The organism is Paenibacillus pasadenensis (assembly GCF_002864175.1).
Classification (GTDB): Bacteria; Bacillota; Bacilli; order Paenibacillales; family Paenibacillaceae; genus Paenibacillus_O; species Paenibacillus_O pasadenensis.
This window is the reverse complement of record NZ_NFEZ01000003.1, coordinates 1,132,501-1,158,831: the sequence shown is the minus strand read 5'-3', so window position 1 is coordinate 1,158,831 and position 26,331 is coordinate 1,132,501. Positions and strand designations below refer to the sequence as shown.

Annotated in this window: 19 protein-coding genes (1 of these 19 only partly in view); 14 read left to right on the top strand and 5 right to left on the bottom strand. The window is 66.6% G+C overall.

Annotated elements, in window-relative coordinates; genetic code table 11:
• The first annotated feature begins 24 nt into the window (after positions 1-24).
• The 8 genes from B8V81_RS08695 to B8V81_RS08660 all read left to right on the top strand — a co-directional run bounded on the left by B8V81_RS08695 (position 25) and on the right by B8V81_RS08660 (position 8,537).
• On the top strand, positions 25-1,641 hold the full coding sequence (locus B8V81_RS08695; protein ID WP_101808254.1) for a peptide ABC transporter substrate-binding protein: 1,617 nt from the start codon (positions 25-27) through the stop codon (positions 1,639-1,641).
• Entirely contained in the window at positions 1,638-2,636 is a 999-nt protein-coding gene (locus B8V81_RS08690) for a S66 peptidase family protein (protein ID WP_101808147.1), read from the top strand. The genes B8V81_RS08695 and B8V81_RS08690 overlap by 4 nt, the downstream gene beginning before the upstream one ends.
• 47 nt (positions 2,637-2,683) lie before the next feature.
• The gene (locus tag B8V81_RS08685; RefSeq protein WP_028598811.1) at positions 2,684-3,790 is read left to right on the top strand and encodes a dipeptide epimerase; all 1,107 of its coding nucleotides are present in this window, start codon (positions 2,684-2,686) and stop codon (positions 3,788-3,790) included.
• Positions 3,791-4,041: 251 nt separating this feature from the next.
• On the top strand, positions 4,042-5,103 hold the full coding sequence (locus B8V81_RS08680) for a C40 family peptidase (RefSeq protein ID WP_101808146.1): 1,062 nt from the start codon (positions 4,042-4,044) through the stop codon (positions 5,101-5,103).
• A 143-nt stretch (positions 5,104-5,246) separates the two neighbouring features.
• Entirely contained in the window at positions 5,247-6,287 is a 1,041-nt protein-coding gene (locus tag B8V81_RS08675) for a phosphotransferase family protein (protein WP_180968401.1), read from the top strand.
• The gene (locus B8V81_RS08670) at positions 6,284-7,093 is read left to right on the top strand and encodes an inositol monophosphatase family protein (protein WP_101808144.1); all 810 of its coding nucleotides are present in this window, start codon (positions 6,284-6,286) and stop codon (positions 7,091-7,093) included. Before B8V81_RS08675 ends, B8V81_RS08670 begins: the two co-directional genes overlap by 4 nt.
• 141 nt (positions 7,094-7,234) lie before the next feature.
• A complete protein-coding gene (locus tag B8V81_RS08665; protein ID WP_101808143.1) occupies positions 7,235-7,654 on the top strand; it encodes a hypothetical protein in 420 nt (139 codons plus the stop codon).
• A gap of 13 nt (positions 7,655-7,667) precedes the next feature.
• Positions 7,668-8,537, top strand: a complete 870-nt coding sequence (locus tag B8V81_RS08660; RefSeq protein ID WP_028598816.1) for an aminoglycoside 6-adenylyltransferase — start codon at positions 7,668-7,670, stop codon at positions 8,535-8,537.
• Between the two features lie 166 nt (positions 8,538-8,703).
• Here the strand turns inward: B8V81_RS08660 and B8V81_RS08655 are convergent, their stop codons facing one another.
• Complete coding sequence (locus tag B8V81_RS08655) at positions 8,704-10,257, bottom strand: DUF4179 domain-containing protein (protein ID WP_028598817.1); 1,554 nt, start codon at positions 10,255-10,257, stop codon at positions 8,704-8,706.
• Positions 10,247-10,795, bottom strand: coding sequence for a sigma-70 family RNA polymerase sigma factor (locus B8V81_RS08650; RefSeq protein ID WP_028598818.1), 549 nt, complete (start codon positions 10,793-10,795; stop codon positions 10,247-10,249). Before B8V81_RS08650 ends, B8V81_RS08655 begins: the two co-directional genes overlap by 11 nt.
• Before the next feature lie 290 nt (positions 10,796-11,085).
• Here B8V81_RS08650 and B8V81_RS08645 point away from each other — a divergent pair, with 290 nt between their 5' ends.
• The 6 genes from B8V81_RS08645 to B8V81_RS08620 all read left to right on the top strand — a co-directional run bounded on the left by B8V81_RS08645 (position 11,086) and on the right by B8V81_RS08620 (position 23,663).
• Positions 11,086-11,400, top strand: coding sequence for a HesB/YadR/YfhF family protein (locus B8V81_RS08645; protein WP_028598819.1), 315 nt, complete (start codon positions 11,086-11,088; stop codon positions 11,398-11,400).
• Positions 11,397-12,521 (top strand): N-acetylmuramoyl-L-alanine amidase family protein, encoded by a 1,125-nt coding sequence (locus B8V81_RS08640; RefSeq protein ID WP_101808142.1) that lies wholly within the window; start codon positions 11,397-11,399, stop codon positions 12,519-12,521. Before B8V81_RS08645 ends, B8V81_RS08640 begins: the two co-directional genes overlap by 4 nt.
• 42 nt (positions 12,522-12,563) lie before the next feature.
• Positions 12,564-13,892 (top strand): DNA recombination protein RmuC, encoded by a 1,329-nt coding sequence (locus B8V81_RS08635; RefSeq protein ID WP_043111233.1) that lies wholly within the window; start codon positions 12,564-12,566, stop codon positions 13,890-13,892.
• A 156-nt stretch (positions 13,893-14,048) separates the two neighbouring features.
• Positions 14,049-14,609, top strand: a complete 561-nt coding sequence (locus B8V81_RS08630; RefSeq protein ID WP_028598822.1) for an SLOG family protein — start codon at positions 14,049-14,051, stop codon at positions 14,607-14,609.
• Between the two features lie 671 nt (positions 14,610-15,280).
• Positions 15,281-16,375, top strand: coding sequence for a hypothetical protein (locus B8V81_RS08625; protein ID WP_101808141.1), 1,095 nt, complete (start codon positions 15,281-15,283; stop codon positions 16,373-16,375).
• Positions 16,376-16,625: 250 nt separating this feature from the next.
• Positions 16,626-23,663: a glycoside hydrolase family 3 N-terminal domain-containing protein gene (locus B8V81_RS08620; protein ID WP_101808140.1), complete on the top strand. Its 7,038-nt coding sequence runs from the start codon at positions 16,626-16,628 to the stop codon at positions 23,661-23,663.
• Positions 23,664-23,812: 149 nt separating this feature from the next.
• Here the strand turns inward: B8V81_RS08620 and B8V81_RS25980 are convergent, their stop codons facing one another.
• The 3 genes from B8V81_RS25980 to B8V81_RS08605 form a co-directional block, all read right to left on the bottom strand.
• Positions 23,813-24,985: a methyltransferase domain-containing protein gene (locus tag B8V81_RS25980; RefSeq protein ID WP_052333191.1), complete on the bottom strand. Its 1,173-nt coding sequence runs from the start codon at positions 24,983-24,985 to the stop codon at positions 23,813-23,815.
• A gap of 86 nt (positions 24,986-25,071) precedes the next feature.
• A complete protein-coding gene (locus tag B8V81_RS08610; RefSeq protein ID WP_240479013.1) occupies positions 25,072-25,629 on the bottom strand; it encodes an ArsR/SmtB family transcription factor in 558 nt (185 codons plus the stop codon).
• A gap of 37 nt (positions 25,630-25,666) precedes the next feature.
• A protein-coding gene (locus tag B8V81_RS08605) for an MFS transporter (RefSeq protein WP_028598825.1) crosses the window boundary here: on the bottom strand, positions 25,667-26,331 show its 3' portion. 622 nt of this gene lie beyond the right edge of the window; only the last 665 of its 1,287 coding nucleotides appear in the window; its start codon lies off the right edge, out of view — the gene reads right to left on this strand; the stop codon is at positions 25,667-25,669.

Genomic DNA, 26,331 nt, shown 5'->3' with positions numbered 1-26,331 from the left:
AAAGGGGAGAGCGAACAAATGAAGATGAAGAAGCTTTCGATGCTGCTGATGAGCGTCATGCTGGCGGGAGGCGTGCTGGCGGCATGCGGCAATGACTCGTCGAACGGAGAGGCCGGAGAAGGAGAGGCGGCAGGCAAGATCCTGCGCTACAACAACGGCAAGGAGCCGACGTCGCTCGATCCGCCGATCGGCTTCGACCAGATCTCCTACGACATCGTCAACAACGCGTTCGAGGGGCTGGCGCGCCTCGGCAAGGACGACAAGCCGGAGCCGGCGATGGCCGCGGAGTGGAAGGTGTCGGACGACGGCCTCGTCTATACGTTCACGCTGCGCGACGGGGTGAAATGGTCGAACGGCGATCCCGTCAAGGCGTCGGACTTCGAGTTCGCCTGGAAGCGGCTGCTCAATCCTGAGACGGCATCCGACGCGGCGTTCCTCGCCTATCCGATCGTCGGCGCGGAGGACTACAACTCCGGCAAAGGCTCCGCCGACGCCGTCGGCATCAAGGCGAAGGACGACAAGACGCTCGAGGTCACGCTGCGCCATCCGGCGGCCTGGCTCGTGCAGATGACGGCCAGCCCGGCGTTTTTCCCCGTGCATCAGGCGACGGTGGAAGGCAACGCCCAGTGGGCGGGCGAAGCGTCGACGATCGTCAGCAACGGCCCGTTCACGATCACGGAGTGGAAGCATGAGGAAGAGCTCAAGATGGTCAAGAACAAGGACTACTGGGATGCCGGCACGGTGAAGCTCGGCGGCGTCACGTACAAGATGGTCAACGATACGAATACGGCCTATCAGCTGTTCACGACCGGCGAGCTCGACACGACCGGCAGCATCCCGGCCGACATGGCCGACCAGCTGTTCGCGGACGGCAAGGTCAAGGTCGAGGAATCCGCCGGCACCGCGTTCTACCGCTTCAACACGACGATGGAGCCGTTCACCAACAAGAGCATCCGCCAGGCGTTCGTCGCCGCGGTCGACCGCCAGCAGCTCGTCGATCTCGTCCTGCGCCAGAAGCATAAGCCGGCTGTCGGCTTCGTCTCGCCGGGTCTCGAGGATGCGGCCGGCGGCGACTTCCGCGAAGTCGGCGGCGACCTGATCGGCTTCGACGCGGCCAAGGCCAAGGAGCTACTCGCGGCGGGCATGAAGGAAGCCGGCTACTCGGCGCTGCCGCCGATCACGCTGACGTACAGCACCAACGACGTGAACCAGAAGGTCGCGCAGGCGCTGCAGGCGATGTTCAAGGACAATCTCGGCGTCGAAGTCAAGCTCGAGAGCAAGGAGAGCAAGGTGATGACGGCCGAGCAGAAGGCGCTGCAGCTGCAGCTGTCCCGCTCCTCGTTCCTGCCGGACTTCGCCGACCCGATCAACTTCCTCGACGGCTTCCAGTCCGACAATCCGTTCAGCCGCACCGGCTGGAAAAACGACAAGTTCGACGAGCTGATCCAGGGCGCGTACGAGCAGGCCGACGAGAAGCAGCGCTACGAGATGATGCACGAGGCGGAGAAGATCCTGATGGACGACGCGCCGATCCTGCCGCTCTACTACTATAACAGCGTCAATCTGGAGAGCGACAAGCTGTCCGGCGTCGTGCGCCATGCGTTCGGCTTCATCGACTTCAAGTGGGCGGAGCTGAAATGATGCTGCGGCCTCCCGCGCTGAAGCCGGGCGACACCGTCGGCATCCCGGCGCTCGCCAGCCCCGGCGATCCGGCGCAGATCGAGGCCGCCTCGCGGCAGCTCGAGCGGCTCGGCCTGCGGGTGCGGCTCGGCCGCACCGTGTCGCTGCGCCGCGGCTATCTCGCCGGCAGCGACGAGGAGCGCGCGGACGAGCTGATGGAGATGTTCGCCGATCCGTCGATCTCCGGCATCGTCTGCGCCCGCGGCGGCTACGGCACGGCGCGCATCGCCGACCGGCTCGACTACGGCGTCATCCGCGCCCATCCCAAGGCGTTCTGGGGCTACAGCGACATCACCTTCCTGCATGCGGCGATCGGCCGGCTCGCCGGACTGGTCACGTTCCACGGGCCGATGATGATCGACCTGCAGGAGCAGCCGGCCGGCAGCGGCGGCTTCGACCATGCGCGGCCGCATCCGGTCACGCTGGAGGCGTACCGGCAGCTGCTCGCTCCGCGGCGGCCGCAGCTCGGCGAGGAGCACGGGCCGCTGCGGCCGATCGTGCCGGGCGAGGCGAGCGGCCCGGTCGTCGGCGGCAACCTGACGCTGATCGTGAGCACGCTCGGCACGCGTTATGAGCTCGACACGCGCGGCCGGCTGCTGCTGCTCGAGGATATCGACGAGGAGCCGTACCGGGTCGACCGCATGCTCATGCAGCTGCGGCAGGCGGGCAAGCTGGACGATGCCGCAGGCATCGTCGTCGGCGACTTCCACAACTGCGGCCCGGCCAAGCGCAAGGCGTCGCTCTCGCTGGACGAGGTGCTGCAGGAGCATCTCGGCGCGGCGGGCAAGCCGGCGCTCGCGGGATTCCGCATCGGCCACGGCTCGCCGCAGCTGGCCGTGCCGCTCGGCGTGGAGGCGCGGCTGAGCACGGCGGAGCGCCGGCTGGACTTTGCGGAGTCGGGCTGGGTAGAGGACGAGGCGGCCAGCGGATCGGCGGCGGACAGCGAGAGAGGCTAGGGCGTGATTGCATGCAATCACGCCCTAGGCAGAGGAGGACATCCGGCATGAACATAGAGAGCATCAAGGCGATGCGCCAGTCGACCCCGATGGCGAGGCCGTTCCGCACGGCGCTGCGCACCGTGCGCGAGGCGGAGTCGATCATCGTGCGCGTCCGCGACCAGGACGGGCGGATCGGCTGGGGCGAGGCTCCGTCCACCGTCGTCATCACCGGCGACAGCCTGGAGAGCATCCAGGCGGCGATCGAGCATACGCTCGCGCCGCCGCTGATCGGGCAGAGCCTGCTCGGCTACGAGCGGCTGCTGCAGACGGTGCACGGCGCGATGGTCGGCAGTCCGAGCGCCAAGGCCGCGCTCGACATGGCGATCTACGATCTCGTCGCCCAGCACTGCGGCTTGCCGCTGTATCAGTTCCTCGGCGGCTACAAGGACCGGCTGGAGACCGACTTCACGGTCAGCGTCGGCGAGCCGGAGGAGATGGCGCGCGATGCGGAGGCGAGCGTGCGCGGCGGGTTCGACGTGCTCAAGATCAAGGTCGGCAAGGACGCGGCGGAGCTCGACGTGCGGCGGATCGAGGAGATCCGGGCGCGCGTCGGCCCGGACGTGCGCATCCGGCTCGACGCCAACCAGGGCTGGAGCGTCAAGGAGGCGGTGCGCGCCATCCGGCGCATGGAGGATCTCGGGCTGAATCTCGAGCTTGTCGAGCAGCCGGTGCGGGCGCATGACGTCGAAGGGCTGAAGGCCGTCACCGACGCCGTGCAGACGCCGATCATGGCGGACGAGAGCGTCTTTTCGCCGGCGGAGGCGCTGCGCGTGCTGCAGCTGCGGGCGGCCGACCTCATCAACATCAAGCTGATGAAGGCCGGCGGCATCTACAAGGCGCAGCAGATCAACGCGCTCGCCGAGCAGTACGGCGTCGAGTGCATGGTCGGCAGCATGATCGAGTCGCGCGTCGCCGTCACGGCGGCGGCGCATCTGGCGGCGAGCAAGAAGAACATCACGCGCTTCGACTTCGACGCGCCGCTGCTCATCGGCAGCGACATCGTCGACGGCGGCGTGCGCTACGACGGCCGCGTCATGACGTTCCCCGACGCGCCCGGCCTCGGCATCCGCGGCGTGCGCATCCGTCCGGGAGCGGGCGCGGCGGTTTCGTAGGGCGCGGTTTTCAAAAAAGCCAGAGCAAGATTCCAAGGTGAATCTGGCTCTGGTTTTTTACAAGATCCGCGCCGCCTGCATTCTCATGCCGGGAGGTGCATCCTTAAAGGACGACCGGCGAGAGCGGCTTGCTGCTGAAGGTTTTTTGCTTTGGCGCAAAGGATCGTAGACCGCCGGCGAAGAAAGTAGAACGAAGCTTATCGGCAAGGCATAGGCATGGCGAATTCAATCCTTGAAGGAGGCATGGCGGCATGGAGCAGGCGAGCGGAAAGGAAGCGCGCGTGGCGGTCAGCGTGGCCGGCGTATGGACGAGCCCGGCGCATGCGCGGGAGCAGGACGCGCCGGCGCTGGCGTCCCCGGCGGATGTGAGGGGCTGGATCGGCAGCATGGACCTCGAGCAGCGGCTTGACCTGTGCGAGGGCAATCGGCTGCAGACGCAGCTGCTGCTCGGCGAGCGGGTGCTCGTCGCGGAGGAAAAGGACGGCTGGGCGCGCATCCACGCGCCCGCCCAGGCGACAGCCAAGGAGCCGGACGGCTATCCGGGATGGATGCCGCTCGCGCAGCTCGTTTTCGACGGCGCCGCAGGCGAGCCGGAGCGGTGCGGGCCGGCGCCGATCGCGGTCGTGACGGCCGAGAGCGCCTGGCTGCATCTCGGCAGCGCGCCGCTCGGGGCGGCGGCCGACATCGCTCCGTCCGCTCCTGCCGCAAGCGGCGGAGCCGGCGCGGCAGCGGCAGAAGCCGCGGAGCCAGAGGCCGCCTGCGAGCCGCAGCCGTGGATCGAGCTGAGCTTCCTCACGGAGCTGCCGGTCCTCTCGGAGCGGGGAGATTGGGTCGAGGTCGCTTTGCCTCAAGGAGGCGGAGGATGGCTGCGCCGCAGCGACATCCGCCTGCGCGAGCCGCGGGAGACGTCGGCGCTCGTCGGAGAAGGCCGTCATGCCGGCCGCGTCATCGTAGAGCAGGCCAAGCGCTACTTGGGCCTCCCCTATCTCTGGGGCGGCATCTCCTCCTTCGGCTACGACTGCTCCGGGCTCGCTTATGCGATGCACCGCGCCGCCGGCTTCGTCATTCCCCGCGACGCGTCGGACCAGGCGCTCGGCGGGCTGCCTGTGGAGCGGGAGGAGCTGACGCCGGGCGACCTGCTGTTTTTCGCCTACGAGGAGGGCAAGGGCCGCATCCATCACGTCGGCATCTACGCAGGCGGCGGGCGGATGATCCACTCGCCCCGGACGGGCCGCTGCGTCGAGCTCGTCAAGCTCGACGAGAGCTACGAGCTGTACCGCGAGCATTGCGCCAGCCGCCGGTATTGGAAGTAAGCATTCGAGCCCGTTCTCCCGCCTCGTTGCGGGAGAGCGGGCTTTTCCGCTTGTTCAGGCGCTTCTTCATCTTGCCGAATTCCTAGCCGTCCCTCATCATGGAAGGATACGCCAGCACCGACGGGTGCAGGGAAGGAGCCGCCATGACGACCAAAATCATTTTTTCCTCGCCTCGCGTCGGCGAGACGAGCGACGAGCAGCTGCAGCGCATGCTGGACCGCCACGGGCTCGGCCGCCTGCTCGCCTGGAGCCGAACCGGCCAGGGCGCGATGAGCCAGACGCTGCGCATCGAGACGAGTACGGGAGCGTTCATCCTCAAAGGAAACCCGCTCTATCCCGGACAACTGGAGGAGGAGCGCTGGTTCACCGAGCAGCTGGCCTCGCGGACGAGGCTGCCGCTCCCGATTCCTTATATCGTAGACGAACGAACGGATCTGTTCGGCTGGAGCTACGCGATCATGCCGTGCCTGCCCGGCCGGCATCTTGGCGATCTGGCGGACGAGGGAGGCTTCGCCGGAGCGGAAGCGGCCGCCGAGGCGCTGCACGAGATCCACCGCTGGAAGGAACCGATGTACGGCGAATACGATCCGATTTCACGCAGGATCGTCCCGTTCGAGGGCGGCTACTACGGCTGGCTCTCCGAGCGCATCCTCTACTGGCTGCATGATGCGGCGCGGTTTTCCGCCATCGGCGCCGAGGACACGGCATGGACCGAGGAGAGGCTGCGGCAAGCGCAGCCCGATTTCGCCGAGCTCGGCCAAGCGGCCTTGTGCATGGGCGACTTCAAGCCGGGCAACTTCCTGCTGTCGAGCCGTCCGGCCGACGCCAGCCGCCTCGCAGTCAGCGGCCTGTTCGACCTGACGAACGCCTACTTCGGCGATCCGCTGGCCGATCTGGCCAAGCTGCTCGTCTATTACCGCGGGCGCGGCCGGCAGGACCTGGCGGCGTGCTTCCTGCGGGCCTATGCGGAGGGAATGGAAGACGAGCGAGGGCTGGGCAGCCGCCTCGGCGTGCATCTGCTGCATCAGAACGTGCTCGACTGGGGCTGCCTCAAGGCGATGGGAGCCGCCGACTGGCCTGCGGAGCTGACGTTCCGGGCATGGGCGGCCGCGCAGCAGGCGGATCTGGCCGACTGGCTGGCCGCCATCCAGCCGCGATCCGCGGGCAGGAGGGAGACGCCATGACGGAGCATCAGGCGGTGCTGGCCCGGGCCAGGGAGGTGGCCGAGCTCGCCGCGCGCGAGGCGGCGGCGCTGGCGCGGGATTATTTCACGCGGGACAAGCAGGTGCAGGACAAGGGCGACAGCGGCGATCTCGTCACCGTCGCCGATACGCTGGCCGAGGAGATCATCCTGGCGCATATCCGCGCGGCATTCCCGGACCATGAGATCCGCAGCGAGGAGACAGGCTGGCACGGAGCGCCGGGCGACTGGCTGTGGCTCGTCGATCCGCTCGACGGGACGAACAACTACGCGATCGGCTTGCCGGTATACGGCGTCTCGATCACGCTGCTTTACCGGCGCGAGCCGCTGCTCGGCGTCATTTGCGACTCCCATCTGGATCGGCTGTATGTGGCGGAGCAGGGAAAGGGAGCCTTCGTCGACGGAGCTCCGCTCTCGATCCGCCGCTGCCCTACCGTGCCGCGCATGACCGTCGGCTGGATCCAGGGACATGCCGTCGGCAAGGAAGGGCGGGTGCTCGCGCTCAAAGCCCGGCTCGAGGGCAGCTTCAAGCGCGTCCTGCGCCTATGGGCGCCGGCGCTGCAGTGGTGCATGCTCGCGCGCGGCGATCTGGACGCGATGGTGCTGTACAATTCGGAGGGCGACGATCTGTACGCCGGACTGCTGCTCGCCCGCGAGGCGGGAGCGGCGGTCGTCGATTTCGACGGCGAGCCTTTCGAGGGGATGAACGCGGAGCCGTATCTGATCGCCGCCCATCCCGATCATCTGCCGGAGCTGATCGCGCTCGTGCGGGACGGCTTGAAGGTGTGAGGCATGGCAGGCGAGCGGGCGTGCGCGCCGGACCCTGTTTAGACCTTTTTAACGGAGGTCGGCGATTCTTCTACCCTCTTTTTACCTCTCTATGGATTACGCTAAGGACATCGAAGAGTCGAGCAGAGAGGATCGGGAACGATGGGAGAAGAAGCGCTGAACGGGATGAGGCTGTACGTCGTCGATCGGGTGGAAAAAGGCTCATCATGCCGATGCGCCGTGCTGCAGCTGAGCTGCGGCGCCTGCAGCGGCTGGAGCGAGGCGGAGGTAGCCCGGTGCGGGCAGCCGTTCGATCTCGTGCGCTGGGCGTGCTGCCTGCAGCCGCTGCGGCGGATGACGCCGGAGCAGGCCATGCGCGCGGTGCAGGAGCGCGGGAGCGGCTGGGGAGAGCCGCGCCGCAGGCTCGTGCTGGGCGCGCTGCTCGAGCTGCGGGAGCGGTTGACGCGGCCGGAGCGGCCGAAGGAGCTGCCGGTCTGGACCGGCGAAGGCCGCCTCGGGGCCGCTGAAAGAGACGAGAGGGCGATGCTCGAGCGGGCCGCTTCCTATTACGAGATTTTGTGAAGGAGGAGCTGGAATGCGGAGCGAGACGGACATGATGGAGCTTTTTCTGGCGACGGCTCGGGAGGACGAGCGGATTCGAGCTGTCACGCTGGAAGGCTCGCGCACCGATCCGAACGCCGCGCCGGATCTGTTTCAAGACTATGATATTTCCTATCTCGTCTCGGATATGGATTCGTTCCAAGCCGATCCGGACTGGATCGACCGCTTCGGCTCGCGGCTGTGGCTTCAGACGCCGGAGGCGATGGAGCTGTTCCCGGCCGAGCTGGGGCGCCGCTTCTCGTACCTGATCCTGTTCGAGGACGGCAACAAGCTCGACCTGACGCTCATTCCGATGGAAGAGGCGTCAGCCTACGCGGCGGAGGACAAGCTGCTGAAGGTGCTGCTGGACAAGGACGGCCTGCTGCCGGAGGTGCCGCCTTCGACGGATGAGGACTACCGGGTCAGCGCTCCGAGCGAGGCTTATTTCCATGATTGCCGCAATGAGTTCTGGATGGTCTCGACCTACGTCGCCAAAGGACTGTGGAGGCGGGAGATCCTGTATGCAATGGATCATCTGAACGGCATCCTGCGGCCGATGCTGCTGCAGATGCTGGAGTGGCAGGCCGGCTATCGGACGGGGTTCTCCGTCAGCGTCGGCAAGAACCGCAAGCGGATCCGGCGGTGGCTGGAGGAGGACGAGTGGGAAGGGCTGATGCAGACATTTCCTGGGGGCAGCGAAGAGGAAGTCTGGGAAGCGCTGTTCGCGGCCGTCCGCCTGTTCCGGCGCTCGGGAGAACAAGTGGCCGCCCGTCTCGGCTGCCGCTATCCGGCAGAGGAGGACGAGCGCATGGCCGCTTATTTGCGGCGGGTGCAGTCTCTTCCCGCGGATGCAGGGCGGTTTTGACGCAATGGGTCGACGGCTTCAATAGCCGGGGCGAATCGAGGGGCGAAAAAGGGCTTGGATGCGCTCGGAAATTTCCCCCGCCAAGAGCAGCGCAAAAGACCCGCCGGACATCGATCCGGCGGGTTTCTCGCTTCCAGCATGCTCGCTTTTTTCGGCTGTCGACCGATCAGTCCGGCAGCATCTCGACCTCGATCGGTCGCAGCGCGTAGCCCGGATAGCTGGTCACGTCGAAGGTGAGCGGCTGCGGAAGCTTCTCCTCGGGAAGCTCCACGAAGATCGTCTGTCCTTCGGTAGAGGAGGTCCAGCCGATGGAGTTTTCCGAATGAACCGTCTGCCGCTGCCGCCCCATTCCGTCTGTAAATGAAGCCGAGACCAAGTCATATCCATACTTGCTCTCCCGCTCGTCGAGTCCGCTCAGGCGGAAAGCGAGCAGGTTGGAAAGCTCCACTTGTCCTCGCTGAATGGTCGTATCCGGAGAAACCAGCGAAACCCGATCATCCGGCGCCTCCAGCACGATCCGCCGTTCCGCGTCGACGACGATTTGCTGCCCCTTGGCGAACATGACGAAGCCGTCGGCGCGCAGCGTCAGCCGCTTCGGCTTCTGGAAGTAGCCGTTCTGGAAAAGCATGACCGGCTCGTCGCCGAGAAAGCCCATCGTGCTGCGCCACTCGCGGCCGGCCTCGTCCGTCAATCTGAGGTTGAGCAGATCGCGGATCTCCATCGTATTCGCGGGATCCTTGCGCAGCTTCAGTTCGAGCTGCAGCGGCGTCTGGCGGGCTGAGACGACGGTCAGCTTCTGGCCTTCGATCTCGAGCGTCCGGTTCAGAGGAAACTCGCGAACGAGCCCGGCTGACTTGTTAAGATCGATGTCGAGCGGCACCTCCAGCATGACTCCGGCTTGATTGACACGCAGCAAGACCTGCTCCGGGAGGCGCTCGCCCGGACTCATCTGCACGTCGATCATGTCCGGCTTGCTGTCTTCCGAGCCCTCCAATTCGGAAGATGGCGGCGTATAGCCCGATGAATACCCGGCAGACAGAACCTGGCCTTGCCCGTCCAGCATGCTCAGACGAAGAGGGACGGATTCGAACTCTTGCAAGTTCGTCCGGTAAAAAACGACCAGCCGCCGCTCGTCGGCGACGAGCGCCTCGACGGTCAGCCATTTGCCGTCCTTTTCCGCGGTGCGGCCGACAATCTGCAGCAGATCGCGATCGATCGAGCTGAGCAGGGCGGGATTCTCCCCGATCAGCCGCAGGAAGCCGGAAAGGCTAGGCACGCTGCGCAGCGCATCGGCGAACGCCGGACTGACCTTAGCCGCGCCGGCCGTCAGCGCCAGCAGCGAAATGAGCGCGGCAGCCAAGCCTAGGCCGAGCCTGCGTCTCCGCCTCGGCCGCGAGCGGCGCTTGCCGCGCTCCAGCCCAGCCCGGATCGCCGCCCGCAGCCGCTCGTCCGCCGCGAGCTCCGCGAGCTCCGCATCGCTCAACCGCCCGTCTGCCACGAGCTCCAACGGCTCGGCTTCGCTCAACCGCGCATCCGCCGCTCGTTCCGCATGCTCGGCTTCGCTCAACCGCGCGTCGGTCGCGAGCTCCGATGGCTCCGCTTCAGTCGTCCGCCCGCTCTCCCGCCCGCCGGCGGACGAGGCTCCCGCCTCCGCAGGCTCATGCCCGTCCGCCGGGCCTTCTTCCCCTTTGCGTCCAGGAACCTTACGTTCATCCTCCATGCTTGCCCTCCTCTCCTTTCCGCAGCTGTCCGCGCATCTGGCCGAGCGCCTTGTGCAGCCACGTCTTTACCGTGCCCGGCGGCTTCTCCAGCGCGCGGGCGATCTCGGTCAGCGTCATGTCCCGGTGGTACTTCATGCGTACGACATCTCGATACGGCGGCTCCAGCGAATCGACCACCGCCGCCAGATCGAGCCGCAGGTCGGCTTCTCCTGCTTCATCGGCGAGGGGGTCAGCCTCCCGGCCTCGCCGTTCCAGCAGCTCCGCCGCCTCCGCGCTGGGCGGCTGCCTGCGGCTGCGCTTCAGCTCGTCGGCGCAGACGCGCAGCAGGATGCGCACGAGCCAGGTGCCCATATAGTCCGGCTGGCGCAGCTCGCGGCGCTTGAGCCAGGCCCGGCATGCCGTTTCCTGCACGGCCTCGAGCACGTCGTGCTCGCCGGACAGGCAGGCCGAGGCGATGCGCCGCAGCCGATGCCGCTCGGCATCCATCAGCTCGAGGAACGCTTCCTCGTCGCCGGCGGCCGCCCGTCTCGCCAGCATCCTCTTCGGTTCAGGCTCTAGTGGAATCATAAGCGCTCCTTATCCGGGCTTCCCCGTTCGACGGCCCCTTGGCCGTCTGGCCGGGGCTCCTGATCATTAGACCTGCGAGAGGGGCGAACGGTTTTCCTCCCCGCGCATTTCGATGAGAGTTTATTCATGGAACGCCCTTTCGGCTGGCTCTAGCAAGTCCGCCTTTGTTATACTATCATCGAATCTAGCAAATACTAGTAGAGTGAAAGCCGGGCAAACGGGAAGCAAGTCCCCGCGCGGTAAGGAAGGAGCACGGGAGCATGAAGCTGGTCGTAGAGCCGGAAGCGGCTCGCTGGTATAAGCGGGAGCTGGGCCTGGAGGATGGAGAGCAGCTGCGCGTCTTCGTGCGGCTCGGAGGCTGCGGCAGCGTGCAGCCGGGACTGTCGCTCGGCATCATGAAGGACGAGTCGCGATCCCCGGGCTTGCGGGAGGAGCAGGAAGGACTGGTCTTTTTCATGGAGGAGGACCAGCTGTGGTATCTCGACGCCAAGGAGCTTCATCTCGTCTACGACGAGGCGGAGCGGGAAGCGGTCATCGAGGTGCGGGACGGTCCGTTGAAAGGGGGAGCCGAATGATTCGCAGGCTGACGATGCTGCTGATCGCGCTTCTGCTGGCGCTTCCGGCCTGGACGGCCGGCGAGGCGACGGCGGCGGGCGCGAGCTACAAGGTCGGCACCAAGTCGCTCGCCGTGCGCGAGGACGCCGACAGCGGCTCCGCCGTGAAGGGATACTTGAAGCAGGGCACGGTCGTACAAGTGACCGAGGAGAAATACGGCTGGGCGAAGCTGAGCGGCGGCGGGCTGAAGGGCTGGGCGGCCGCGCACTTCCTGGTGGCGTCGTCCGGCCCCGCCGGCGCTTCCGGCTCCGGCTCGTCTGTGACGACGGCTTCCGCCGCCAAGGACAGCGGCTGGAAGTCCGTCGCCGGCAGCGGCGTGCGGCTGCGCAGCGGACCGGGAACCGGCTACGATGTAGTCGGCAGCGTGACGACCGGCGACCGCGTCAAGATTGTCAAGCAAGAAGGCAGCTGGAGCCGCATCACGACCGAGAGCGGCCAGACGGCATGGATGAGCAGCCAGTACATCGGGGGGAGCGTGGCCGTCAGCTCCGGCGGCGGGCTCGGTCCGGCGACGGGCTCTTCCCGCGGCAGCCTGCAGGGCAAGCTGATCGCCGTCGATCCGGGCCACGGAGGCAACGACCCCGGCATGATCGGCACGACCCATGGCACCGAGGAGAAGGATCTGACGCTGAGCACGTCCAAGCTGCTGGCGGAGGAGCTGCGCTCGCTCGGCGCGCGCGTCGTCATGACGCGCACCAAGGACGGCGAGAAGCCGGCGCTGCCGGAACGGGTGAAGACCGCCGCCGACGCGGAGGCGGACGCATTCGTGAGCGTGCACTACAATTCCGCCAAAAACCAGGCGTCGGGAACGCTGGTCTTCTATTATTCCAAAAGCAAGGACGCCCCGCTCGCGCATGCGGTGGAGGGGCGGCTGCAAGGACTGAGCCTGCGCAGCAACGGCATCGCCTTCGGCGACTACCATGTGCTGCGGGAGAACCGGCTGCCGTCCGTCCTCGTCGAGCTCGGCTTCCTCAGCAACGCCAAGGATGAGAAGGAAGCCCGCACGGCGTCTTATCAAAAAGCCGCGGCCAAGGCGATCGCCGAGGGGCTTCAGGATTATTTCGCCCGCAAGTCCAGCTGAGCGCCTTCCGGCGCGGCTGACAAAAGAAGGTAGGTCGGACCGATGGATACGAATACGTTCCTCATCATGGGGCTGCAGCTGCTCGTGCTGGCCGGCGTCGGCTTGCTGCTGCTCCGGCGTCCCGGCAGCGGCAGGGGCGGACAGGATGCCCTGATCCGCGAGCTGCGCGCGGAGCTGGAGCGGCTGCGGGCGGATCTGCGCCGGGAGAGCTCGGAGCAGGCCGCGCAGGCGCGCCAGGAGGCTTCCGCCTCGGCGCGGCAGAGCCGAGAGGAGCTGGCGGCGGCGCTGAACGCGACGAACCGCATGCTCATGGCCAACATGAACGACATGGCCCAGCAGCAGAAGCATTTGCTGGATCATTTTTCCGAGCGGCTCTCGGAGCTGACCCGGGTGAGCGAGACCAAGCTGGAGCTTGTGCGCGGCACGGTGGAGGAGAAGCTGCGCCTGCTGCAGGAGGACAACGGACGCAGGCTCGAGCAGATGCGCGCGACCGTGGACGAGAAGCTGCATGCGACGCTGGAGCAGCGGCTCGGCGAGTCGTTCAAGCTCGTCAGCGACCGGCTGGAGCTCGTGCATCAGGGGCTCGGCGAGATGAAGAATCTGGCGAGCGGCGTCGGCGACCTGCGCAAGGTGCTGACGAACGTCAAGACGCGCGGCACGCTCGGCGAGATCCAGCTTGGCAACCTGCTGGAGCAGACGCTGACCGTCGAGCAGTACGAGCGCAACGCCGCCACGCGGCGCGGCAGCAGCGAGCGCGTCGAATTCGCGGTGCGCATCCCGGACAAGCACAACCCCAAGCAGTGGCTGTACTTGCCGATCGACTCCAAGTTCCCGATCGAGGACTATCAGCGGCTGCTCGACGCGCTTGACGCCGACGACCATGCGGCCGCGGCCGAGTGCTCGAGGCTGCTGGACGCCCGCATCAAGGCCGAAGCCAAGAGCATCCAGGCCAAGTACCTCGATCCGCCGAATACGACCGACTTCGGCATCATGTTCCTGCCGGTGGAGGGCTTGTTCGCGGAGGTGCTGCGGCGGCCGGGCTTGTGGGAATACGTGCAGCGGGAGCACCGGGTCGTCATCGCCGGTCCGACGACGCTCACGGCGCTGCTCAACAGCCTGCAGATGGGCTTCCAGACGCTGGCGATCCAGCAGCGCTCGAGCGAGGTATGGCAGGTGCTCGGCGCGGTGAAGACGGAGTTCGGCAAGTTCGGCGATCTGCTCGACAAGACGCAGAAGAAGCTGCAGGAGGCGAGCAACTCGATCGACGCCGCCTCGGTGCGCTCGCGCGCGATCGAGCGCAAGCTGCGCAAGGTGCAGGAGCTGCCGGCCGGCGAGACGCCGGATCTGCTGCTCGAGGCCGCCGGCGATTAGCCGCTGCAGGGCTTGGAGGCGGACTTCGGTCCGCCGAGGATCAGCAGGCGGCAAGAAATCAATTGAAGGCCCGGGCAGGCAGGCGATCAGCAGGCGGCAGGCAATCCATGAAGGCCCGGGCAGGCCGGGATGAAGGAGGCGCTGCGCATGGGCGGCATCGTGAATCTGCTCGCGACCGGGTACCGGGCGCATGAGCTGAATATTTTCAACCAGAAGCATGAGGCGATTCCGTACATCAAGGCGGCGGCGACGAGCCGGCTCGTGCCGCTGCTGGAGGACGGCCTGGAGTGGCTGCTGTCCCCGGGCGGCTACGGCTTCGACCTGTGGGCGGTGGAGGCGGCGCTGGAGCTGAAGCGGGACTATCCGCAGCTCAAGGTGTCGATCCTGACCGCGTACGCGAACGTCGACGAGAAGTGGAAGGACGACCGCAAGCTGTACTACGAGGAGCTGCTGCGCCAGGTGGACCATCATGCCAGCGTCAGCAAGCAGCCGTACGAAGGCGTCTGGCAGCTGACCGCCCGTGACAGCTTGCTCGTGCGCAAGAGCGACGCCATGCTGCTCTTTTACGACGAGGAGATGGGCGAGGGCAGCCCGCGCTACTTCAAGGAGCGCGCGCTGAAGCGTCAGGAGACGGGCGACGATTACCCGCTGCTCACGATTTCGGCGGAGACGGTGCAAAGCATCGCCGACGACGCTCGGAGCGCGGCGTTCGAGTAGAGGTCGCGCTATGAATCCAAGGCAGAATTGTGCCTTGGATGTTTGATTTCGGGCCGAATCTGGTGGATCCAAGGCAGAATTGTGCCTTGGATGTTTGATTTCGGGCCGAATCTGGTGGATCCAAGGCAGAATTGTGCCTTGGATGTTTGGTTTCGGGCCGAATCTGGTGGATCCAAGGCAGAATTGTGCCTTGGATGTTTGAATTTCGGGCCGAATCTACGGATCCAAGGCAGTTTTGTGCCTTGGATGTTTAATTTCGGGCCGAATCTATGAATCCAAGGCAGTTTTGTGCCTTGGATTATGAATTTCGGGCCGAATCTATGGATCCAAGGCAGATTTGTGCCTTGGATGTTTGGTTTCGGGCCGAATCTATGGATCCAAGGCAGATTTGTGCCTTGGATGTTTGGTTTCGGGCCGAATTTATGGATCCAAGGCAGATTTGTGCCTTGGATGTTTGATTTCGGGCCGAATCTACGAATCCAAGGCAGAATTGTGCCTTGGATGTTTGATTTCGGGCCGAATCTGGTGGATCCAAGGCAGATTTGTGCCTTGGAATGTTTGCGTCCCCAAAACGTCTCGCGAGGCGCAGCGCTCGTCGTCCTTCACCTTGCCCAAGCCGATCGGCATAAAGTAGGGCAGAATCCACTTCAACCGGGGCAGGTGGGAGAGGCGTGCAGAGCGACATCGAAACGGACGGACAGCCGGCGGACGGCTGGCATCATTCCACGAGCATGGAGCGTTCGCTATTAGGCCGTCTCGTGAACCGCAGGAACAAGGTCAAGGCCGAAAAGCCGCCCAAATACATTCCCAAGCAGCTGGTCGGCGCCGAGGCGCTCAGCCCGGTGTCGCTGCAGCTCAGCTTCAGCAAGCCGCTCGCGCCGGAGGAGCTGGAGGCAGCTCCGGCTTACCTCAAGCTCAGCGGCGGCTTGCAGGTGACGGGATGCCCGCGCCTGAAAAACGGCTCCCGCGCTTCCTACATCGTGCCGACGAGCCTTCAGCAGCCGGGCAAGCGCTACGCCTGCGCGTTCCGGGGCGGCGACAAGCTCGGCTTCCGCGCCGGCGTCGACCGGATCTTTTTCCGCCGCGCCGTGGCCTGCGCCTACGATACGGTCGAGCTCGCGGCATCGCTCGGCGATGCGGTGGTAGACGTGGGCAGGGTGACGGAGGCGGTACGGCCGGAGCTTGCCGGGAGCGGCTTCGAGCTCAGCGCCGACAATGTGTTCGAAGGACGATACTATCAAATCGTGCCGCCGCTCGACGGGCTGACCGTGCAGATCTCGCCCGAGCGCGGCCAGACGCTCGAAGCGACGTATATCCCGGGCACGCAGCTCGCGTCCGCCCGCCAAGCGCCGCGCTTCCGGCTGCCTGCCGGCTTCGCGTTCACCTCTGGCCAGCGGTATGCAGTCAGCGCGGAGTGGGCGCGGATCGGCCAGGACGAATTTACCGCCCCGGCCTATCGGCTGCCCGCGCCGCCGCACTCCGCGCCACCGCACTCCGCGCCGCCGCACTCCGCGCCGCCGCACTCCGCGCCACCGCACTCCGCGCCACCGCACTCCGCGCCGCCGCACTCCGCGTCGCCGCACTCCGCGTCGCCGCACTCCGCGTCGCCGCACTCCGCGTCGCCGCACTCCGCGCCACCGCACTCCGCGCCGCCGCACTCCGCGCCCATGCTGCCATCGCCGAAACTTCCTGCGCCTGCGCCGGAGCGGCTGCGGCCTTTGGCCGCGCTGCCGGCTCCCTCGCCAGCCAGGCGGAGCCCGAATTAGTCCGCTTCGACGGCAGCGACCGGGTATTACTTCAGGTTTGACGTTTGTTTTTTCAAGGATGTGCCGGAGGGGCATTCCCCTTCGGCTGTTCCTTGTCCTATACTGGGCTTGCGATCGCTGGCATGGGAGCGGCATCACGGCGCAGGCAGCACGACTCTCGACCTGCGTTTCTGTAAACGATTACAGGAACGCGCCTCCGCATGCTCGGTCTTGGTATCGATTACATTCACAGAGGAGGCTTCATGCAGTGATGAAACCGAGTATCCCTTCTGCGCAGCAGCGCGGATCCGGAGGCGGCCGCGCTAGACCGCCGGAAGCGAGAAAAGGCAAGGCGAAGCGCTGGCTGTCCGCGCTGACGGCCGCGGCGCTGGCCGCAGGCATGCTGCCGGCAGCGGCGTCGGCGGCGCCCGAAGCCGGCACGCTGCCCGCTTATTACAACCCGGCGCTGCCGCCGGAGAAGCGGGCCGAGGATCTGCTCGCCCGCATGACGGTTGAGGAGAAGGTCGGCCAGATGGTGCAAGCGGAGCGCGCCTCGGTGACCCCGGAGGACGTGCGGGCCTATCATCTCGGCTCCGTGCTGAGCGGCGGCGGCTCGTTCCCGAACGGCAAGCAGGCCGACAGCACGCTGGAGAACTGGACGGAGCTGTACGAGAGCTACCAGAACGGCGCTCTGTCGACGCGTCTGGGCATCCCGCTGCTCTATGGCGTCGATGCGGTGCACGGCCACAACAACGTCAAGGGAGCGACGCTGTTCCCGCATAACATCGGGCTGGCGGCAGCGGGCAGCGAGGAGCTGGCCGAGCGGGTCGGCGAAGCGGCCGCGGCCGAGATCCGCGCCACGGGCATCAACTGGACGTTCGCGCCGGCGCTCGCCGTCGTGCAGGATATCCGCTGGGGCCGCACCTACGAAGGCTTCGGCGACAGTCCGGAGCTGGCGGCCAAGCTCGGCGCGGCGTACATCAGGGGGCTGCAGGGCGAGAAGCCGGAGCAGCTCGCCGAACGCGAGCATGTCGTCGCCACGGCCAAGCATTTCGTGGGAGAGGGCTATACGGCAGGCGGCGTCAACCAGGGCAACGTTACTGCTTACAGCGAGGAAGACATCTGGAAGCTGGAAAAGCCGGTCTACGAAGCGGCCGTCAAGGCCGGCGTCGGCACGGTCATGGCTTCCTACCACAGCATCCAGGGGCTCAAGATGCACGCCAACGAGCGGCTGCTGCAGGACAAGCTCAAGGGCGAGCTCGGCTTCAAGGGCTTCGTCATCTCCGACTACAACGCCATCGATCAGATCACGCGGGACTCGGCGGGCAACGCGGTCAGCGGGCTGAAGGCCCAGGTGCGCACGGCGGTGAACGCCGGCGTCGACATGATCATGGAGCCGGATAAGTGGAAGCAGGTCTACGCCGATCTGAAAGCGCTTGCCGAAGAAGGCGCCGTGCCGATGTCCCGCATCGACGACGCCGTCACGCGCATCCTGACGGTGAAATTTCGCTCCGGCGTGTTCGAGCAGCCTTACGGCGACCGCGACATGCAGCAGGCGTTCGGCTCGCAGGCGAGCCGCGCCGTGGCGCGCGAGGCCGTATCCCGCTCGCTCGTGCTGCTCAAGAACGATCCCGTGCGCGGGGCGGACGGCATCGAGGCGCCGATCGTGTCGCTGCTGCCGACGATGAAAAATCTGCTCGTCGCCGGCAAGAACGCCAACGACATCGGCCGCCAGTCGGGCGGCTGGTCGATCACCTGGCAGGGCTCGGCCGGGGCGATCACGCCCGGCACGACGATCCTCGAGGGGCTGCAGGCGGCCGCCAAGGCAGCCGGCGCGACGGTGACGTTCAACGAGCACGGCCGCGGCGCGGCCGGCAAGGACGCCGCGATCGTCGTGCTCGGCGAGAAGCCGTACGCGGAAGGCAGCGGCGACGCCTCGAGCCTCGATCTGGACACGGAAGACCAGGCGACGCTGGACAACATCCGCGCGGCGAATCCGGATCTTCCGATCGTGCTCGTGCTCGTCAGCGGGCGTCCGATGACGGTTACGAAGCAGCTGGACCAGGTGCAGGGCCTCGTTGCCGCCTGGCTGCCCGGCACGGAAGGCGCGGGCGTAGCCGACGTGCTGCTCGGCGAGCGCGAGTTCGAGGGCAAGCTGCCGATCCGCTGGCCGTTCGAGCTGAGCGCTTACGCCAAGCCGGATCCGGGAGCGGAGGAATTCCTTTTCCAGACCGGCTATGGTCTTCAAAAGAACCAGGCGACTCCGCCGCTGCCGGAAGCTCCGCAACCGGAGACGCCGGAAAATCCGGGCTATGTGCAGATCGAGGCGGAATCGTTCGTCGCCCAGTCCGGCATCCAGACGGAAAAGACGCAGGATGCGGGTGGCGGCGACAACATCGGCTACATCGACGATGGCGACTGGACCGAGCACGAGGTCGAGCTCGAAGGCGGCCTGTATGACGTCGAGGTCCGCTACGCCAGCTGGGGAGACAGCTCCGGCCTCCGGATCGTCGACGGCAACAAGCAGGCGAGCGCGACGATCCCGCTGCCGCGCATCGCCAGCTACCAGGACTGGGGCTCGGCCGCGGCCAAGGATATCGAGCTTCCGGGCGGGCCTTGCAAGCAGAAGCTGCGCCTCTCGTTCCTCGGCGGCAGCTTCAACCTCAACTGGGTGAAGCTGACCCGCACGGGCGACGCGCCGTCGCCGACGACGGTGGCCTGCACGGAGGAGCCGGGCGGCCCGGGCACGCCGATCGAGCCGGAGATCGTACAGGAGGACGCGGTGCAGAGCTGGATCAGCCGCGAGCGCGATCCGGGCGACATCCGCTGGTACTACGCCCCGCGCTGGCAGGAAGGCGACAGCAAGCTGGCCCCGCAAGCCCCGCTCGACGTCGTGAAGCCGAACGAGGCGGCAGGCGAGGTCATCGAGCTCGATGCGGACACCGCCTATCAGTCCGTTTTCGGCATCGGCTCCTCCATGGAGGAATCGACCGTCGGCAATCTGATGAAGATGTCCCCGGAAAAGCGGCATGAGCTGCTCGTCCAGCTGTTCGACAAGGAGAAGGGAGCCGGCATGAGCCTCGTGCGCGTCACGATCGGCACGGCGGACTTCACGGGACAGCCGTTCTATTCCTACAACGACCTGCCGCCAGGCGAGACCGACCCCGAGCTCAAGAAGTTCTCGATCCAGAAGGACCGCGACCTCGGCATCATCTCCACGCTCCAGGAGATCCGGGCGATCAACCCCGACGTCAAGTTTTTCGGCTCGCCGTGGAGCGCGCCGGGCTGGATGAAGACGACGGGCAGCATGATCAAGGGCGAGGTGCTGGAGCCATACCTGCCAGTTTACGCCGATTATTTGGTGAAATTCGTGCAGGCATACGGCGACGAAGGCATCCCGATCGAGATGCTGACGATGCAGAACGAGCCGCTGCTCGAGATCGAGTATCCGAGCACGAAGATGAGCTGGCAGCAGCAAGGCCGCCTGGCCGCGCTGCTGCGGGCGAAGCTCGACGCCGCCGGCCTCGGCGAAGTGAAGATCCTCACCTTCGACCACAACCCGGGCGACACGATGGCGTATCCGGCGCAGCTGCTGCGCGACCCGGCCGCCTACGCGGCTGTCGACGGCACGGCTTTCCATGACTATGGCGGAGAGCTGAGCGAGATGACCCGGCTCAAGGAGCTGTTCCCGGAAAAGAACGTCTACCTGACGGAGCGCGCTGTCTGGGGCACGCAGGGAGCGGACCGCATCGCGCAGTACTTCCGCAACTGGGCGCGCAGCTACAACTCGTGGGTCGTCATGCTCGACAGCGACATCCGCGCCCACCAGTGGACGGGCGTGCCGGATCCGACGCCGGTCATCCAGGACTCCGCGGACCGCGACCACTACTGGCTCGCGCCGGAGACGTACCTGATGGCGCAGTTCTCCAAGTTCGTCCTGCCGGGCTATGAACGGATCGACAGCAATTACGGCAGCAAGGACACCGTCACCAACGTCGCCTTCCGCAGTCCGGACGGCAAAAAGATCGTCGCGGTGCTCATCAACCAGACGGCGTCCGACCAGCCGGTCAAGCTGCTCAGCGACGGCACGCAGATCAGTGCGGTCGTGCCGGCCAAGTCCGTCGCCACCTACAGCTGGACCCGTCCGGAGCTCGGACGGACCGCCCCGGGCCGCTTCGCGGCGTCAAGCTTCGACCGGGCCGAGGGCTCGTATTCGGCCGACGCGGCGACAGGCGTCGTCGACGGCCTGAACGCCGACCCGGCGCAAGGCCAGGCGGCCTTCGACTACGGCGTGAACGTGCGCAAGGCCGGCCGCTACACGCTCGACCTGAGCTATGCGGGACAGCCTGCGGACGCCTCGGTCACGGTAAAAGCCGGCGGCGCGACGGCCGCCTATGTGCCGGTTACGCGCGATACGTACGGCGAGTTCGCCGCTGTCCGCGTCCAGCTCGACCTGCCGGCCGGGGAGCAGCAGCTGCGCCTTGAGGCGGCGGGCACCGGCTACCGGCTGCGGGAGCTGCGATTGCAGCCGGCAGCCGGCGAAGCGGCGCTGCCGCAGCGCGTCGAGGCCGAAGCGGCCTCCAGCACGGCGCATGCGCTGCTGCTCGAGGCTCCGGCAGGCGCATCCAAGGATGCGGTCAGCCTGCACGGCGGCAGCGAGCTGAACGTCCGCGTTTCCGCCCCGGAATCGGGCCTGTACCAGCTGCAGTACCGCTACCGCACGGAGTCCGAGGCCAATGCCACGGTGAGCTGGTCCGTCTACGGGGGCAGCCCGATCCACAGCGACGCGCTGCCGGCATCGTCCGCGTGGACGACGGCATCGGGCACGATCCGCCTCAGCCAGGGAGCCCAGCAGCTGCGGCTGACGGCGGCGGATGGACCGCTCGCGCTCGACTGGGTGCAGCTCGGGCCGGTGCTTCAGGTGAAAGACAACCCGCGCCTCATCGCCGTGCCGGGAACGGCTTCGGCGGATGATTACGCCGCGATGTCCGGCTTCAAGCCGGGAGCCGGCGGTTCAGCCGACGGACGCCAGCTCGGCGAGTCGGACGCGGACGACTGGGCCGACTACCGCTTGTCCGTGCCTGAAGCCGGACGGTACACGGTGACGCTGGAGCTGCAGTCGCAAAACGGCGGCATCGGCGCGTTCAGCCTGAAGCTCGGCGAGTCCGTGCTGGCGACGTACGACGTGCCGCAGATCTACAACAACTGGATCACGGTGCGCAAGACAATCGACCTGCCTGCAGGCGAGCAGACGCTGCGGCTCGCTGCGAACGTCGGCGGCTTCAACGTCGGCTCGCTGGCGGTCGAGCCGCTGCGCCCGCAGACGGCGGGGACGGACGGAGCGCTGCAGCTCGAGGCGGAGAGCTATTTCGACGCCGACCGCAACGCGATCGAGACGAACCGCAGCGCCGGCACGGCCAACGTCGGCTATACCAATGCCGGCAACAAGCTCCATTATGGAGTGGACGTGCCGCAGGCCGGGCGTTATAAAGTCACTTACCGCTATGCGACGCAGCAGTCCGGCGTGTCCGCGGCGCTGCTCGCGGACGGCCAGTCCGTCGGCGCGGTTTCGCTTCCGTCCACCGGAGGCTGGGGCACGTACCGGGAGGTCTCGGGCATCGTCGCCCTTCCGGCCGGACCGCAGCAGCTGTCCGTGCTCATCCAAGGCGACGGCTTCAACCTCGACTGGCTGCGCCTCGTCCCGACGGACGAGGAGCCGGCCGTCCAGCCGGAGCGGGCGGCCATCGCCAAAGCTTCGCTCAAGGCCGGCAAGCACGCCAAGCCGCAAGCGGTGACGCTGGCCAGCGGAACAGCGGATGCCGCCGTCTACTACACGCTGGACGGCAGCCTGCCGAGCGCGCAGAGCGGCAGGCGCGCCGACGGTCCGATCCAGGTGGAAGGCATGGTCGTCATCCGCGCCGTCGCCGTCAAGGCCGGCATGGACGCCAGCTTCGTGTCCGCGTTCACTTATGTGACCGGTCCGGCTGATCCGCAGCCGAGCACGGATCCGGGCACGTCGCCGCAGCCGAGCGAGTCGCCGGGCTCATCGCCGACGCCGAGCGCGGGACCTCCGGCCACGCCGGAACCGACCGGCGGTCCGATCGCGACGCCGGCGCCAAGCGCGTCTCCAAGCGCTTCGCCGACCGCGTCTCCCGGCGGCAGCCTGACCTCCGGCCAGCCGAAGCTCGACGCGGCTTCCGGCATCGCCTCCGTCGCGGTCAGCCAGGCCGAGCTCGACCAGGCCGGCTCGGCGGGCGGCAAGATCACGATCAACGTTCCATCCGCGGCAGGGGCGACAGGCTACACGGTCATCCTGCCGGCCGAAGCGCTGCGCAGCGGCGCCTCCAGCCTGGAGCTGCGCCTGCCGAACGGCACGCTGCTGCTGCCGGCCGGCTGGCTCCAGGGAGCGGCGCTGGCCGGAGCCGACGTCCGCCTGACGCTCGCGGAGGCGGCGGACCGCAGCGCCCTCACGGCGGCGCAGCAAGCCGCTTCCGCGGGCCTGCCGATCTATCGCATCGAGCTGGACAGCGGCGGCAAGCCGGTCGTGCCGGCCGCATCGCATCCTGCGGCAAGCGTCTCCGTGCCGGCCAAGCTGGCCGGCCAGGCACTGGCCGACTCCCATCGCATCGCGGTGCGGCTGCTGGACGGCAGCCGGTCGCTCCCGGTTCCGAGCGGCCGCTACGCCGCCGGCGCCGGCGCTGGCGGCGGCAGCGTGAAGTTCGATGTCCGGGCATCCGGAACCTATGCAGCCGTTCTTTCCGGCGCCGAGTTCCGCGACCTGACCCGGCATGCTTGGGCGCAGCAAGCGATCGAGGCGCTGGCAGCCCGCGGAATCGTCCAAGGCGTGGACGAGCAGCGCTTCCAGCCGGGAGCTGAGGTCCGCCGCGCTGACCTGCTGCTGCTGCTCGTACGCGCGTTCGAATTCTCCGCCGATGGCGAGGCATCGTTCCGCGATATTCCGGCAGGAGCCTATTATGAGGAGGCGGCACGCATCGCCAAGCTGCTGGGCCTGGCCCAAGGCCGCGAGGAGGGACGCTTCGATCCGCTCGCGCCGGTCAGCCGCCAGGAGCTGATGACGCTCCTCGCCCGCGCGGCCGAGCTGGCCGGAGAGCCGCTTGAGCCTGCTGCGCTCTCCAGCCTGGCGGCCTTCCGCGACAGCGGCTCCGTCGCTCCGTATGCGGCCGCCAGCGCGGCGGCGCTCGTCCAGGCCGGCATCGTCGGCGGCGACAACGGCGCGCTCAAGCCGCAAGGCACGGCCAGCCGCGCGGAAACGGCAGCGATGCTCTACCGCCTGCTGGAGCGCAGCTGATCTATTGGAGCAGGACGGAACGGGTCAATCCGCCGCCCCCGACACCGACTTCATCGCAACGCCAAAAGCCCTTTCCCGCTCCAGCGGGAAAGGGCTTTTGGCGTTGCTCGGCTCCGTGCCTGCATGAGGTCAAATCCGCCTGCATGAGGTCAGGTCCGTTTGGACGAGGCGCGGTTGCGAGTGCGGGTGCGCTTTTTCCGAGCCGGCTTGGCGGCAGCGGAGCGGCGGGGGCGCTTGCCGCCGCCAGGCTTTGCTCTCGGACGGCTCGCCCGAGCGGGAGGAGCGCCATGGCGGGCAGGCTCAACCGCCCGATCAGGCAGATCTCCCGCCCGATCCGCGGCCTCGCCCGAGCCGAGCCCTGCCCCGGCGCTGTCTGTCTCTCCCGAGCCGAGCCCTGCCCCGGCGCTGTCTGCCTCGCCCGAGCCGAGCCCTGCCACCGCAACGTCTGTCCCGTCCGAGCCGGGGCCTGCCCCCGCGCCCGGCGCCTCGTCCGGGCCGTCCGCGGCCGCATCGGATCGTTGCGGATGCGCTTCTGCGGCCTCTTCGCCGAAGCTCACCGCCGATCCCTCCGCTCCGCTGCTCTTCTCCGCAGCCGGGACATCCGCCTGACCGCTTTCCTTGGCGGATGTCCCGGCGGCCGACATCATCAGCTCCATCGGTCCCGGATACAGGAACGGCTCCTCGCTGCCGCTGCGGACCGAAAAGCGGAGCTCCCGCACATAGGACGGCTCCTCCATCGGCTGGACGGCGAGCCACTGCATCTCGTCTTCCGATACGCTTTGCTTTACTACGATCAGATGCATCATGAAGTGATGGGCGACGTTCATCTGGCTCTGCCGCAGCAAGGACAGCTCATGCGGCTCGTACATGCCTTCGTATTGGGGATAATAAAAGAACTCCAGCCGCACGAGCCGCAGGTCCGGGGCCTCCTCGCCCTGCAGCGACCAGCTTCGCTCGGCGCAGAAGCGGTATTCGTCCGGATCGACGTAACAGACCGGGTGGGACGTCCAGTATCGGGGAGACTGCTCGCTCAGAAGCGAGCGGTAAGCCGGGTTCGCCAGATGCGACGAGGCATGCGCGTAGGGAGCGGCGATGCATACGACAGCTCCATGGCGGCAGACGCGATAAAGCTCCTTCATCAGTCGGAGCGGGTCCGCCGAAAATTGCGCGCTGTCCGCCAGCATCGCGAAGTCGACCGAATCGTCGCTCAGCGGCAGCGGCGTGTCGAAGTCATGCACCAAGTCGACATCCGGCAGCCTGCGCGTATCGATGCCTATGCAGCCTGGATGCTTGGCCGCGCCGCAGCCCAGATCGATCCTCACATCATCTCATCCTTTGCAAGAAACGGGTTCGTACAGTCTATTCCGCCTGCGCGCCATCCGTTTATGCGAACGCCTTTCAGGGCCGTCTATTCCTCGATGTGGGAAAAAGAAAAGAAAAAATGATGGGCTTCCTGGCCGGGAGAGGCCGGCTTGCTATGCTCGCGGATGAAGTCCTGGATCATTTCGACGAAGGCCTCAGACTCTTCCTTGGTCAGATAGAGGTCGCTGTTCGTCACCGTGCCGGTCTGCTTCTTGCCGGAGCTTTGATTGTCCAGATATTTCTGCTTGCTGGCGTCGAACATGCGGGCGACGAGCTTCTGCGCCTCCGACGCGAAGACGGTGCGGATCGATTCGTCGACATCGTCTCGCCTCACCTGGACGCTCCCCTCGAACGCCTTGTAATATTTCGCGGTAATGCCGTTGATCAGGCGCGTCTCCTTCAGCTCGAGGAGGCCGATGCTTTCCAGCTTGCGGGCATGATAGTACACCTTGGCCGGCACCTCGCCGAGCTGGTCGGCGATTTCCTTGATCGTAGACGGCTCCGTGGCCTTGTAGAACTGGTCCAGGATCTTCATGCGGTATGGATCGGAGAAGATGCGGATTTCCTCGATCGTCTTGAGCACTTTCGTTTCGATGGCGGCCACTCCTGACTGCCCGGAGGCGGATGTAGGTTCCAGTATACTATATTTTCATGAAACTCTTGCGGGTGAGCAGAAAGAAAGCAGGCAGCACCATCAGTATGCCCGCGCCGAGATAGAGCGTCTCGACCGGAACGAGGCTTCCCGCCGCGCCTACCGCGATCGCGCCGACCGGCAGCAGCGCCGAGGAGATCATCGAAGAGAGGGAGCTGACGCGTCCGAGCATCCCGGCAGGCGTCACTTCCATCATGTACGTCGAGAGCGGCGTATTGATGAAAGGAATGGCGGCTCCGCTGCTGAAAGCGAGCGCCGCGACGATGACGGCAGGCTGCCACTCGATCGCGGCAGGCAGGAAGTATAGACCCTGGCTGGCTCCCAATAGGAAGCAGCCGAATACGATCAGCGAGCTTTTGCGGAAGCGGCTCCCCCAGGCGCCTATGGCGAGACCGCTGAGGATCATGCCGGTCAGCAGGCAGACGCCGAGCAGGCTAAGGACGGACGGTCCCGCGTGCAGCACGTCTTTGACATAGACCGGCCCCATGACGTTGTGCGGGATGAGGCCGACGTTGAGCAGCGCGCCCGTCATCAAGGTGAGGATCAGCAGCGAGTGGGAGCGGACGAAGGAGAGGCCGAGCTTGAAGTCTTGCCAGTATGCCGTCTTTTTCGCGCCTGCATCGTCCTGGGAGGGCGATGGGCGATCGTCGCCAG